This window comes from Flavobacterium terrigena, from assembly GCF_900108955.1.
Classification (GTDB): domain Bacteria; phylum Bacteroidota; class Bacteroidia; order Flavobacteriales; family Flavobacteriaceae; genus Flavobacterium; species Flavobacterium terrigena.
In genome coordinates, this window is sequence record NZ_FNYA01000001.1 from 20,882 (window position 1) to 34,611 (window position 13,730).

A 13,730-nucleotide genomic window follows, 5' to 3' on the forward strand; every position below is an offset into this window, starting at 1 on the left:
TCCCGCTTTCCGCACTACATGGTAGTTTGCTGCAATCGGGGCTAATAAACACAAATCTATTTTCAGATGAACTTTACCGAATTAAAAGAATTTTTAGACGAAAAAGTCGTTTTATACAACAATAAAAATTTTATTGATTCTGATCCTGTTCAAATTCCGCATTTGTATTCTCAAAAAGAAGATATCGAAATTGCTGGATTTTTAGCCGCAACAATTGCTTGGGGAAATAGAAAAATGATTATCAATAATTCACATAAATTGATGCAAATTATGGGAAATTCACCTTATGATTTTGTGATGAATCATAAAGAAATTCACTTAGAAAAACTATCAAATTTCGTTCACAGAACTTTTAATGCGACTGATGCTGTCACGTTTATAAAGGCTTTACAGCATATTTATACAACCAATCCCGATTTAGAAAGTCTATTTTCTAAACATATTGAAAATAACTCTACTCAGAAAAGCATATCTGAATTTAAGAAAACCTTTTTTGAAATTCCACATTTACAAAGAACTCAAAAACACATTTCCGATCCATTAAATGGTTCGGCAGCCAAAAGAATCAACATGTATTTACGTTGGATGGTTCGAAATGATAACAATGGTGTCGATTTAGGAATTTGGAAAACCATCCCTACTTCTGCTCTATCTTGTCCGTTAGATGTACATTCAGGAAATGTAGCTCGTAAATTAGTATTGTTAACTCGAAAACAAAATGATGCCAAAGCTTTATTTGAATTAGATTCGAACTTACGACTTTTAGATGCTAATGATCCAGTGAAATATGATTTTGCGCTGTTTGGATTAGGCGTTTTTGAAGGGTTTTAAATAAAAAAAAGAGCTCTAAAAGAGCTCTTTCCTAACTTTGTAAAAGTTGTTAGTTACTTTTTGTAAAATTAATTTTAATTGAATAATTTTTACCTACAAATAAATTGGCTTCCTCAATTTTCAATGAATTTAATGTCGATTTTATATAATTCTTAATTTCAATATCATTTGTTTTTACATTTAATATTACTAATTCATTATCTGAATTAACTGTAAAAATAACATCGACTAAAGCTTCGTTTTCAAATTCGAAATTTTCCAAATTCTTTTTTATCATTTCTGACATGACCTTCACTGCTTTTGGTAAATCTTCCTCGAAAGAATTAGCATTATTAGCAGACACACTAAAAGTTGTTAATAATAAAACAACTAAAACTAAGTTGATGATTTTTTTCATTTTTTGATTTTTAAATTTTACATGACAAATCTATGTCGTAATTCATTTAAAATAAAGCAAATAAATAAGCTTAACCATCATTTAAAATTGGAAACAGATTGAATTATTGAATTTCGATTAAATGCTGCAGAAAATTACATTTAATTAAAATATTCGGTGGAAATTATATCAAATTCAAAAATAGCATTTCATAGTAAATTTACATTGGAGAAATAAAAAGTTTTCAATTAACATTTTATCAATCAGCACAATAGAAATAATTTGATATAAAGTTCTAAAATTAATTGAATTGATAGGATTTATGAAAGTCAAATAATAAATAACAAAAAAAATCCCGATTTTCATCGGGATTCAAATATATAAAATATTTTACTTTCTTATTTTGATAATGCAGCTTTAACTTGGTCTGCAGCTTCTTGAAACTGAACAGCTGATAAAATTGGCATTCCAGAATTATCAATTAATTCTTTAGCAATTTCTGCATTTGTACCTTGTAAACGAACAATGATTGGCACTTTAATTGCATCACCCATGTTTTTGTAAGCGTCTACAACACCTTGTGCTACTCTATCGCAACGTACAATTCCACCAAAAATGTTAATTAAAATTGCTTTTACGTTAGGATCTTTTAAGATAATACGGAAAGCTGTTTCAACACGTTTAGCATCTGCAGTTCCACCAACGTCTAAGAAGTTTGCAGGTTCAAAACCAGCATATTTAATTAAATCCATAGTAGCCATTGCTAAACCAGCACCGTTTACCATACATCCAACAGTTCCATCTAAATCAACATAATTTAAACCAACTTCTTTTGCTTCAACTTCAATAGGATTTTCTTCACGAACATCACGCATTTCAGCTAATTCTTTATGACGGAATAATGCATTATCGTCTAAATCAACTTTAGCATCAACTGCAATAATTTTGTTATCTGAAGTTTTTAATACTGGATTAATTTCAAACATTGTAGCGTCTGAACCAATGTAAGCTTTATATAACGCATCAATAAATTTTACCATTTCTTTGAATGCTTCACCTGATAAACCTAAATTAAAAGCAATTTGTCTTGCTTGAAATCCTTGTAAACCAACAGAAGGGTCAATTTCTTCAGTGAAAATTAAATGTGGTGTGTGTTCAGCAACTTCTTCAATATCCATTCCACCTTCAGTAGAATACATAATCATGTTACGACCTTTACCTCTATTTAATAATACAGAAACATAAAATTCTTTAGTTTCTGATTCACCTGGATAATAAACATCTTCAGCGATTAAAACTTTATGAACTCTTTTACCAGTTGGAGGCGTTTGAGGCGTAATTAAATCCATACCAATAATTTGACCAGCAATTTCTTTTACTTGATCTAAATTTTTAGCTAATTTAACTCCACCACCTTTTCCACGACCACCAGCGTGAATTTGTGCTTTTATAACATGCCAACCTGTACCAGTTTCTGCAGTTAATTGTTTTGCTTTTTCAACAGCCTCGTCAGCATTGTTTGCAACATGACCACGTTGTATGCGCACGCCATAGCTTGCTAATATTTCTTTACCTTGATATTCGTGTACGTTCATAATTAAGTATGAGTTAATCTTGTTTAAAAGTGGCACAAAAATAATAAAGTAATTCTTAAATGACTAATTTTTACACTTCTTTTTAGATTTATAATTAAAATGTTAATTCACTTTTTGTTATAAAAACAACAGATTGTTATTTTTATATTTTATTTGTGTAATTATTTTGTTTTTTTGATATAACTTAAATATATTTGCAGAAAATTATTTAAAATGCAAAATTCAGATTTATTACAAGTAGCACAAAATTATGGTTGTCCGTTATATGTTTATGACGCTGACAAAATTGTTTCACAATACAACCGATTAGTAAAGGCCTTTAACAAAATTGAAAATTTTAAGGTTCATTATGCCGTTAAAGCACTTTCTAATGTAAACATCTTGAAGCTCTTAAAAAATGAAGGTTGTGGTTTAGATACAGTTTCAATTGAAGAAGTATTATTAGGATTACATGCTGGATTTGATCCTTCAGAAATTATGTATACACCAAACGGAGTTTCATTTGAAGAAATTGAAAGAGTAGCTCAAATGGGTGTTCAAATTAATATTGATAACCTTTCTATTTTAGAACATTTTGGCGCAAAATACCCAACAGTTCCAGTATGTATCAGAGTTAATCCGCACGTTATGGCTGGTGGAAATGCAAATATTTCTGTTGGACATATTGATAGTAAATTCGGAATTTCGATTCATCAAATGCCACATATATTAAGAATTGTAGAAAATACTAAAATGCATATTAACGGAATCCACATGCATACGGGTTCTGATATTTTAGATGTAGAAGTATTTTTATACGCAGCAGAAATTTTATTTGAATCGGCAAAACAATTCAAAACACTAGATTTTATTGACTTTGGTAGTGGATTTAAAGTGCCTTACAAAAAAGGTGATATTGAAACTGATATTGAAGAATTCGGAAGAAAACTAAGCAAAAGATTTTTAGCATTCGAAAAAGAATACGGTAGAAGTTTAACTTTAGTATTTGAACCAGGAAAATTCTTAGTGAGTGAAGCAGGTTCATTTTTAGCGAAAGTAAATGTAGTAAAACAAACAACATCAACTGTTTTTGCTGGAGTTGACACAGGTTTCAATCATTTAATCAGACCAATGCTTTATGGCGCTGAACATCACATTGAAAACATTTCAAATATAAAAGGTAAAGAGCGTTATTACTCTGTTGTGGGATACATTTGTGAAACAGATACTTTTGCCACAAACAGAAGAATTTCAGAAATTCATGAAGGTGATATTTTAAATTTTAAAAATGCTGGAGCGTATTGTTTTTCAATGGCTTCGAATTATAATTCGAGAACAAAACCTGCAGAAGTTTTATGGAGAAACGGAGCAGCTGTATTAATAAGAGAAAGGGAAACCTTTGAAGATATCTTGAGAAATCAAGTAGAGATTGATATTTAATAGTATATTCATTAAATATTTTTTGTTTAGTAGCAAAAATAAAAAGCTCATCGTTATGATGAGCTTTTTTGTTTTTATTATTTATTTAAAACTTCTTCTAAAACTTCAGATTGCGTACCGTTTGGCATTGTAATTCTTAGTTTCTGAGCTAAAGTTGGAGCAATTTGTGTGATGGTTTTTTTATTAAATGACTCTCCTTTTTTAATTTTCCAGCCATAAAACAAACAAGGAACGTGCGTATCATAAGAATAAGGTGAACCGTGTGTTGTTCCTGTAGAAGAATATTCCATAAATCCTGGCTTAAATAATAAGACTAATTCACCATTTTGCTTTGGATCATAACCATTTGCTACAATTTCTAAAATAGGATTACTTGAACTAGCATTTTGAATTTCTTCTTCCGTAAACACATTACTAATAAAGTTCTGCATCATTAAAAACTCTTTCAATTGTTGCTTAACTTTATTCAATTCTAAACCTTTTTGTTTAACTTTTTCTTTATTGATAAAAACATTAAAGTTTGAATAATCTAACAATATATTTTCTCCAAAATTTTTCTGAGAAAACTCAATAATACTTTGTTGTAAATTTTTAGAATTTAAACTCTCAACTGCGTATTTATTATCTTTTAAATATGTCGCGTTTTCAGCTCCAGCATGATCAGCCGTTAAAAAAACTAAATAATTTCCTTTGCCAACTGTTTTATCTAAATAAGTTAAGAAGTCAGCAATAGTTTCATCTAAACGCAAATAAGTATCTTGTAATTCAATAGAACGTGGTCCTAAAAGGTGTCCAACATAATCCGTTGCAGAAAAACTCATCGTAAGAAAATCTGTAATTTCATCTGCTCCCATTTTCTCATTTTCAATGGCGCTTTTAGCAAAATCTGCAACTAAATTATTTCCGTAAGGTGTTGTTCTTAAAACTCCTGCGTCGTTATTATTAAACATTTCCTTCATGTCGTAGGGAAAGAACGGCGTTTTCTTAAATAACTTTCCTTCATATGGGTTATTATCGTTTAAACTTTCGTTGTATGTTTCTTTCGATTTTAATAAATCCCAACCTTTTTCGATGTATTTCAAATAGTTTTTTTCTCCATTAAATTGAGTTGCCCAATCTGGTAATTTCTGACCATAGAAAGAACTTGAAATAAAATTTCCTGTTTTCGTATACCAAAACGCCCAATCTGCAAAATGTCCAGCTGGTAAAATCGCACCTCTATCTTTAATACTAATTCCAATTACTTTACTTTTAAAATTAGTTGCCAATTTCAATTCGTCAGTAATTGTAGTACTAAAAAGGTTTTTAGGAGACATTTTCCCTTCAGATTCTGTTCCTTCTACTAAAGTTATAACTGATTCATCATCTGTACAATACATATCTTTCCCAGTAGCCTTATTAAACCACTCATTACCTACAATTCCATTTACGTTTGGCAAGGCGCCCGTAAAAATTGCTGCATGTCCAGGAGCGGTATATGTTGGCATATAGTTATAATGCATGTTGTGAAACGTGAATCCTTTATTCATTAATTTCTTAAAACCATTGTCTGAAAAATCATTTGAAAAACGATACAAATATTCCATTTTCATTTGATCTACCACAATTCCAACCACTAATTTTGGTTTGTCTTGCGCATTTAAAAATGTACTAAAAACTAAAAATCCTAAAATCAGTTTTTTCATTTATGTAAATTTGAGTGATTAATTTTTATTTTCTAAAAGTGGCACAAATCTGAAATCACCAAATTCGGTTTTTTCAAATTGCGTTTCATTTTTTCTAACTAATAAAGTCATAATTTGAATATCATCTCCAACAGGAATCACTAATCTTCCTCCTATTTTCAATTGCGATAATAAGGCTTGGGGAATTATTGGAGCACCTGCCGTTACAATAATACTATCAAAAGGAGCTTCTTTTTCCAAACCAATATAACCATCGCCAAAAACAAATAATTTTGGTCTGTAGCCTAAAGTTGGTAATAATCTGGAAGTTTTTTTAAACAATTCGTTTTGTCTTTCAATAGTGAACACTTTCGCACCTAAAGTCACTAAAACTGCGGTTTGATAACCACTGCCCGTTCCTATTTCTAAAACTTTATGATCTTTTTCTACTTGTAATAATTCACTCTGAAAAGCCACAGTATAAGGTTGAGAAATGGTCTGTCCAGCTCCAATTGGAAATGCTTTATCTTGATAAGCAAAATCTACAAAACTAGAATTCAAAAATAAATGTCGTGGTATTTTTTTAATAGCATCTAACACGTTTTTATCTGTAATTCCTTTTTCTTGTAATTGCTTTGCAAGCTGATTTCTAAGCCCTTGATGTTTATTAGTATCTTTCAATTGTTGTGGTAAATTATTGATGTAAAATTAGATTTAAAATTTCAAAATGCAAATTGAAATTTTTATTATTTAATTACTATTTTTGATGAAATTTATTTTTATGTTAAAAGTCGGAGTTTTAGGTGCTGGTCACTTAGGAAAAATACATTTACGATTACTTAATCAGTCAGAAAAATACGAATTAGTTGGTTTTTTTGATCCTTTCGAAGAAAATGCTACTAAAGTCGCAGCCGAATTCGGTTATAAAAAATTTGATTCTATAGAAAGTTTACTTGCTGAAGTTGATGTGGTAGATATAGTTACACCAACAATTCAACATTTCGAATGTGCCAAAATGGTCATCGAAGCTGGTAAACATATTTTTATAGAAAAACCAATCGCTACAACTGTTGAAGAAGCGGAAGAAATCGTTGCTTTGGCAAATAAATATAACGTAAAAGGTCAAGTTGGACATGTGGAACGTTTCAATCCAGCTTTTACTGCTGTGAAAAATAAAATTAACAAACCAATGTTTATAGAAACGCATCGTTTGGCTGAATTTAATCCACGTGGTACTGATGTTCCTGTGGTTTTAGATTTAATGATTCACGATATTGATGCAATTTTAAGTGTAGTAAAATCGAAAGTAAAAACGGTTAATGCGAGTAGTGTTGCGGTTATTTCCGATTCTCCAGACATTACCAATGCGCGTTTAGAATTTGAAAATGGTTGTGTAGCGAATATTACAGCGAGTAGAATTTCTATGAAAAACATGCGTAAAAGTCGTTTCTTCCAAAAAGACGCTTACATTTCTGTAGATTATTTAGACAAAATTTGCGAAGTAGTTCGTATGCAAGATGCTCCAGAAATTCCTGGTGATTTTGATATGATTTTACAAAATGCAGAAGGTGTGAAAAAACAAATCTATTTCGATAATCCGAATGTAAATCCGAATAACGCCATTTTAGACGAATTAGAATCGTTTGCAGACGCTATCAATAACAATACAACACCAGTTGTAAGTTTAGAAGACGGAACAGAAGCATTACGCGTAGCATATCAGATTATTGATTGTATTGGAAAATAAAGAATTAGACAAAATAACAACAAACATATAAACACAAGATGAAACAAATTGCCGTAATAGGATCAGGAACAATGGGTAACGGAATTGCTCATACATTTGCACAAGCAGGTTTTACTGTAAAATTAATTGATATTTCTGAAAAATCATTAGAAAAAGGAATGGCAACAATTGCCGCTAACTTAGACAGAATGGTGACTAAAGGAAGCATCACGGAAGATGACAAACACAAAACAATTTCAAACATTATTACTTACACAGATATTAAAGATGGTGTAGTTGGTTGTGATTTAGTTGTGGAAGCTGCAACAGAAAACGTAACGTTGAAAATGAATATCTTTAAGCAATTAAGCGATATTTGCGATCATAACGTAATTTTAGCAAGTAATACTTCTTCTATTTCTATTACTCAAATTGGCGCACAAGTTGTTCATCCAGAAAGAGTTATTGGAATGCATTTTATGAATCCAGTGCCGATTATGAAATTAGTTGAAATTATCCGTGGTTATTCTACTTCAGATGAGGTGACTAAAATCATCATGGATTTATCTATAAAATTAGGAAAAACACCAACGGAAGTAAACGATTATCCAGGTTTCGTTGCAAATAGAATTTTAATGCCAATGATTAACGAATCTATTGAAACGTTATATAATGGTGTTGCTGGAGTTGCTGAAATTGATACAGTTATGAAATTAGGAATGGCTCATCCAATGGGACCATTACAATTAGCTGATTTTATTGGACTTGACGTTTGTTTATCAATCTTAAACGTAATGTACGACGGTTTCAAAAATCCAAAATATGCTCCTTGTCCGTTATTAGTAAACATGGTTATGGCTGGAAAATTAGGAGTAAAATCTGGTGAAGGTTTCTACGATTATTCAGAAAGCAAAAAAGCAGAGAAAATCTCTAAACAGTTTGCGAAGTAAACAGTCACAGTTTTCAGTCGCAGTAAAACTGATAACTGCGACTGAGACTGAAAACTTATAAAATATGTCAAAAATAATCCCTTTTAAAGCGGTTCGTCCCACAGCAGATAAAGTAGCTTTGGTAACTTGTAGAACGTATGACGATTATAGTTCGGCTGAGCTTGCGGCTTGGTTAAACTTTAATCCGTATTCGTTTTTACACGTGATTCATCCTGCGTATGCCAATACTCAAAAAATCACTATCGACAAGCGTTTTAAAGGGGTTTTACATAAATATCAGGATTTTAAAAACGAAAATATTTTAGTTTCTGAAGATAAACCTGTGTTTTATTTATACGAAATTCAGGCAAAACATCAGACTTTTACCGGAATTATCGCAGGAACTTCTGTAGAAGATTATCAGCAAAATATCATTAAAAAACACGAAGATACGTTACAATATCGTGTGGAATTATTTAAAGATTATTTACATCAAACGGGTTTTAATACCGAACCTGTTTTGATTACTTATCCTGATTCTGTTGAGATTAACACGTTTATTTCTTTACGAAAAAAAAGCGAACCGATTTATGCGTTTGCCACTCCAAATAAGGAAAAACATACGTTGTGGAAAATTGATACCCAATCGGAAATAGATTGGCTACAAGAACATTTTGAAAACATTCCGAATTTATACATTGCAGACGGACATCATCGTTCGGCTTCTGCGGAATTGTTATATGAACAAGACAAACATTTAGGCAACAAAAACCTGAATTATTTTATGAGTTTTTTAATTGCCGAAAGCAATGTGAAAATTTATGAATTCAACAGAATTATCCGTGATTTAAACGGATTAACCAAAGACGATTTCATCAAAAAATTAGCGGAAAATTTCATTATCAAAACCAAAGATCAAGAACTGTGGAAACCACAAAATAAGTTCGAATTTGGAATGTATTTAGATGGAAGCTTTTATGCACTTTTCTACAAGCAAAATCAAAAAGAAACTTCTGTTTTAGAAAACTTAGATGCACAAATTTTATACGATACAGTTTTGAATCCATTATTAGGAATTGAAGATTTACGTAACGATGAACGCATTGACTATATTCCAGGAAAACAAAGTGTTTCTGTCATTAAAGATTTAATTGACGAAGGCGAATATGAAGTCGGTTTCATGCTCTACCCTACCAATATTTCAGAAATTAAAACCATCGCCGATAATAATCTAATTATGCCTCCAAAATCAACATATATTGAACCAAAGTTTAGAAGTGGTTTGGTGGTTTATGAGTTATAATTTACGATTTACAATTTTTGATTTACGAAGTTTAACTACAATCTTGCTTTTATAACTTTGTCTAGAATCTCATACTATTTGACCATGAAAAAAATATTTAAGTCTATATTCATAATTTCATTTTTATTAATTAGTTGTGAAAATTCTAAAAAAGAAGAATCATCTACAAAAGAGGATTCTACCGAAATTAAAAAAGAGGAAATTGCAACTACAATTTCAGATACGATTCCTAAAAATAAAACTTCGGATTTTATTCCAAAAGGATTTAAACTTTTAGAAGAAATAAAAGGCGATTTAAATAAAGATGGAATTGATGATTGTATTTTACTTATTAAAGAAATCAACAAAGAAAATATAGTTCAACATGAATTTCGTGGAGAATTAGACAGAAATCGTAGAGGAATTATTGTACTTTTAAATGAAAATGGCAATTACAAACAATTTTTAAAAAATATAGATTGCTTTTCATCTGAAAATGAAGAAGGTGGTGTTTATTATGCTCCAGAATTATCTGTAGAAATTAAAAAAGGAAATTTATATATTCATTATGCACATGGTAGATATGGATATTGGAGCTATACGTTTAGATTAAAAAATTCAGATTTTGAACTAATTGGTTATGATTCAAGTGATAATAATGGTGCAGTTATTAATAGTGAACTTAGTATCAATTTTTTATCCAGAAAAAAAATAATAAGAACTAATACGAATGAAAATGCAGATTCTGGTGAAGAAGTCTTTGAAGAAAGAATTGTCTATATTGAAAAAACAAAATCATTAGGTAAACTTTCTGAAATCAAAGATTTTGATGATTTAGAATTGTTTCAATAATAATTGAAAAAGTAAAAAAAATGTCAATAGCTCAAAACCTTACCGAAATAAAATCCCAACTTCCAGCTCACGTTACTTTGGTTGCGGTTTCTAAAACCAAACCCGTTGCTGATTTGATGGAAGCGTATACTGCTGGTCAACGTATTTTTGGAGAAAACAAAATCCAAGAAATGACCGAAAAATGGGAACAAATGCCAAAAGATATCGAATGGCATATGATTGGTCACGTACAAACCAATAAAGTCAAATTTATGTCGGAATACGTGAGTTTGATTCATGGTGTGGATAGTTTGAAATTGTTAGAAGAAATCAACAAACAAGCCCAAAAACACAATCGAGTTATTGATTGTTTACTTCAAGTTCATATTGCGGAAGAAGAAACCAAATTCGGATTAAATGAAGAAGAATTGAATGAGATTTTATCTTCTGAAGATTTTAAAAATTTAGAAAACATAAGAATTGTAGGCTTAATGGGAATGGCAACATTTACAGAAAACCCAACTCAAATTGAAAAAGAATTCAAACATTTGAGAACAATTTTCGACAAACATAGTCAACTTGAAACTTCAAACTTGAAACTTCAAACCCTTTCTATGGGGATGTCTGGCGATTATCAACTCGCAATTTCATGCGGAAGTACAATGGTTCGAATTGGAAGTAGTATCTTTGGCAATAGAAATTATCAATAAGCAGTTTAAATGTCCCAAAAATTTCAAACTGAAAACTATAAACTGAACACTGAATACTGATTTGTACACAATAATCGACATAGAAACCACTGGCGGACAATACAATGAAGAAGGTATTACTGAAATTGCCATTTATAAATTTGATGGTCATGAAGTAATCGACCAATTCATTAGTTTGGTGAATCCGGAAAAACCAATTCAGCCTTTTGTTGTAAAATTAACAGGTATTAATAGTGCCATGCTTCGTAGTGCTCCAAAGTTTTATGAAGTTGCGAAACGTATTATTGAAATTACCGAAGGCACGATTCTTGTCGCACACAATGCAAGTTTTGATTACCGAATTTTACAAACAGAATTTAGAAGATTAGGTTACGATTTTAAAAAACCTACACTTTGTACAGTAGAATTAGCCAAAAAAATCATTCCCGATTTACCTTCCTATAGTTTAGGAAAATTAGTGCGTTCACTAGGAATTCCTATGGCTGACAGACACAGAGCAAGTGGTGATGCCATGGCAACTGTGAAGTTATTCAAAATGCTAATGGCGAAAGATTTAACTAAAGAAATTGTCAAAAGCTTCATAAAAACAGAAATAAAAGCAGGATTGTCGCCAAAATTACTTGATATTGCAGAGAAATTACCTTCAAAAACAGGAATTTACTACGTTCATAATGAAAAAGGCGATTTAATATATATTGGTAAAAGTAAAAACATTAAAAAACGTGTGAACCAACATTTTACGGGTGTTAATTCGAAAAGTAAAAAAATTCAACGTGATGTTTATGCCGTAACTTTTGAAGAAACCGGAAGCGAATTAATTGCTTTGCTGAAAGAATCAGAAGAAATTAAAATCAACAAACCCATTTATAACCGATCGCAACGTAAAAGTATTTTCAATTTTGCTATGTATTCGCATTTGGATGAAAATGGATATATAGCTTTAACCATTGAAAAAGCAGACGGTAGAAAAAAAGAAATCACTTCATTTGTAAGTTTACAAGAAGGGAAAAATATGCTTTTCAAAGTAACTTCTGATTATAATTTATGTCAGAAAATAAACGGATTATACGAAACGAAAGCAGCTTGTTTTCAATACAAAATTAAAGAATGTTTTGGTGCCTGTATTCAAGCTGAAAGTCCAGAATTATATAATGCTCGCGTACAAAATTTCATCAAAGAAATTCAGTTTGAAAACAACAATTTAATTGTGGTCGACAAAGGTAGAACTATTGAAGAACGCAGCGCTGTTGTCATTGAAAATGGTATTTATAAAGGTTATTGTTTTTTCGATTTAAATTATCAAATTACGAATATCGAAATTCTGAAAAACATTTTAATTCCAATGCAAAATAACCGTGATACTACTGCAATTATTAAGAGCTATATCAGAAAAAATAGAGTGATGAGAATAATGAAGTTTTAATAATCATGAACTATTTAATCACAATTATCGGACCAACAGCAATAGGAAAAACTTCCTTAAGCATTGCTTTGGCGCAACATTTTGGTTGTGATATTATTTCCTGCGATAGTAGACAATTTTTTAAGGAAATGACAATTGGAACTGCTGTTCCGTCTGAAGAAGAATTGGCTTCGGCTCCACATCATTTCATTCAAAATAAATCGATTTTTGAGAATTATTCTGTGGGAGATTTTGAAAAAGAAGCGTTAGAAAAATTAGAGGAACTTTTTGCTAAAAAAAACATCCAGATTATGGTTGGTGGTTCTGGATTATATGTAGATGCCGTTTTAAAAGGATTCGACGAATTTCCAGATATTGATGAAAGTGTTCGTTCTGAAATCAACTCCAAATTTGAAGAATTAGGTATCGAATTTCTACAACAAAAATTACAAGAATTAGATATCGACTATTATAAAAAACTAGAAACTGAAAATCCGCAAACCTTACAAAATCCGCAACGTATGAAACGCTTTGTAGAAGTTTGTTTAGGAACCGAACTTCCCTATTCTAGCTTTATTGGCAAACGAAAAAACAAACGTAACTTCACTCCTATTGTTATTGGTTTAGAAGCAAATAGAGAAATTATGTACAGCAGAATTAATCAGCGTGTTGATATTATGTTGGAACAAGGTTTATTGGAAGAAGTTGAAAATTTATTTCCACACAAAGAACGTAATGCTTTGCAAACCGTTGGTTACCGAGAATTATTTGATTTTTTTGAAGATAAAACTACTTTTGAATTTGCTATAGAACAAATCAAACAAAACACACGTCGATTTGCAAAACGTCAAATGACTTGGTTCAAACGTACTGAAAATGCAACTTGGTTTGATTTTGAAACGGATAGAAATGAAATTATTAAAAGTATCACTTCAAAAATCCAAAATTCGTAAATCGTAAATACA

At 30.7% G+C, this 13,730-nt stretch carries 13 protein-coding genes; 9 read left to right on the forward strand and 4 right to left on the reverse strand.

The annotated features are described in order from the left end of the window. Nucleotides 1-66: 66 nt before the first annotated feature. The gene (locus tag BMX42_RS00130) at nucleotides 67-831 is read left to right on the forward strand and encodes a TIGR02757 family protein (RefSeq protein WP_091306513.1); all 765 of its coding nucleotides are present in this window, start codon (nucleotides 67-69) and stop codon (nucleotides 829-831) included. Between the two features lie 49 nt (nucleotides 832-880). Here the strand turns inward: BMX42_RS00130 and BMX42_RS00135 are convergent, their stop codons facing one another. Both BMX42_RS00135 and sucC read right to left on the reverse strand, forming a co-directional pair. Beyond that, entirely contained in the window at nucleotides 881-1,228 is a 348-nt protein-coding gene (locus BMX42_RS00135) for a hypothetical protein (RefSeq protein WP_091306516.1), read from the reverse strand. Nucleotides 1,229-1,605: 377 nt separating this feature from the next. Continuing rightward, the gene (gene sucC, locus BMX42_RS00140; RefSeq protein ID WP_091306520.1) at nucleotides 1,606-2,802 is read right to left on the reverse strand and encodes an ADP-forming succinate--CoA ligase subunit beta; all 1,197 of its coding nucleotides are present in this window, start codon (nucleotides 2,800-2,802) and stop codon (nucleotides 1,606-1,608) included. A 213-nt stretch (nucleotides 2,803-3,015) separates the two neighbouring features. Here sucC and lysA point away from each other — a divergent pair, with 213 nt between their 5' ends. Further along, the gene (gene lysA / locus BMX42_RS00145; RefSeq protein WP_091306523.1) at nucleotides 3,016-4,221 is read left to right on the forward strand and encodes a diaminopimelate decarboxylase; all 1,206 of its coding nucleotides are present in this window, start codon (nucleotides 3,016-3,018) and stop codon (nucleotides 4,219-4,221) included. Between the two features lie 77 nt (nucleotides 4,222-4,298). Here the strand turns inward: lysA and pafA are convergent, their stop codons facing one another. Further along, nucleotides 4,299-5,906 (reverse strand): alkaline phosphatase PafA, encoded by a 1,608-nt coding sequence (gene pafA / locus BMX42_RS00150; protein ID WP_091306526.1) that lies wholly within the window; start codon nucleotides 5,904-5,906, stop codon nucleotides 4,299-4,301. A gap of 18 nt (nucleotides 5,907-5,924) precedes the next feature. Further along, nucleotides 5,925-6,566 carry a protein-L-isoaspartate(D-aspartate) O-methyltransferase gene (locus BMX42_RS00155; RefSeq protein ID WP_091306529.1) on the reverse strand — a complete coding sequence of 214 codons (642 nt, stop codon included), beginning with the start codon at nucleotides 6,564-6,566 and terminating at the stop codon, nucleotides 5,925-5,927. A gap of 100 nt (nucleotides 6,567-6,666) precedes the next feature. Between BMX42_RS00155 and BMX42_RS00160 the strand changes: the two genes are divergently transcribed. The 7 genes from BMX42_RS00160 (at nucleotide 6,667) to miaA (ending at nucleotide 13,718) form a co-directional block, all read left to right on the forward strand. Beyond that, entirely contained in the window at nucleotides 6,667-7,632 is a 966-nt protein-coding gene (locus BMX42_RS00160; RefSeq protein WP_091308717.1) for a Gfo/Idh/MocA family protein, read from the forward strand. Between the two features lie 38 nt (nucleotides 7,633-7,670). Further along, nucleotides 7,671-8,561 (forward strand): 3-hydroxyacyl-CoA dehydrogenase family protein, encoded by an 891-nt coding sequence (locus BMX42_RS00165; protein ID WP_091306532.1) that lies wholly within the window; start codon nucleotides 7,671-7,673, stop codon nucleotides 8,559-8,561. Between the two features lie 64 nt (nucleotides 8,562-8,625). Then, on the forward strand, nucleotides 8,626-9,843 hold the full coding sequence (locus tag BMX42_RS00170; protein ID WP_091306535.1) for a DUF1015 domain-containing protein: 1,218 nt from the start codon (nucleotides 8,626-8,628) through the stop codon (nucleotides 9,841-9,843). An 84-nt stretch (nucleotides 9,844-9,927) separates the two neighbouring features. Continuing rightward, the gene (locus tag BMX42_RS00175; protein WP_091306539.1) at nucleotides 9,928-10,674 is read left to right on the forward strand and encodes a hypothetical protein; all 747 of its coding nucleotides are present in this window, start codon (nucleotides 9,928-9,930) and stop codon (nucleotides 10,672-10,674) included. A gap of 20 nt (nucleotides 10,675-10,694) precedes the next feature. Continuing rightward, nucleotides 10,695-11,363 (forward strand): YggS family pyridoxal phosphate-dependent enzyme, encoded by a 669-nt coding sequence (locus tag BMX42_RS00180; RefSeq protein WP_091306542.1) that lies wholly within the window; start codon nucleotides 10,695-10,697, stop codon nucleotides 11,361-11,363. 61 nt (nucleotides 11,364-11,424) lie between these two features. Further along, nucleotides 11,425-12,786 carry an exonuclease domain-containing protein gene (locus BMX42_RS00185; protein WP_091306545.1) on the forward strand — a complete coding sequence of 454 codons (1,362 nt, stop codon included), beginning with the start codon at nucleotides 11,425-11,427 and terminating at the stop codon, nucleotides 12,784-12,786. Nucleotides 12,787-12,791: 5 nt separating this feature from the next. After that, nucleotides 12,792-13,718, forward strand: a complete 927-nt coding sequence (gene miaA / locus BMX42_RS00190) for a tRNA (adenosine(37)-N6)-dimethylallyltransferase MiaA (protein ID WP_091306548.1) — start codon at nucleotides 12,792-12,794, stop codon at nucleotides 13,716-13,718. Nucleotides 13,719-13,730: the final 12 nt, after the last annotated feature.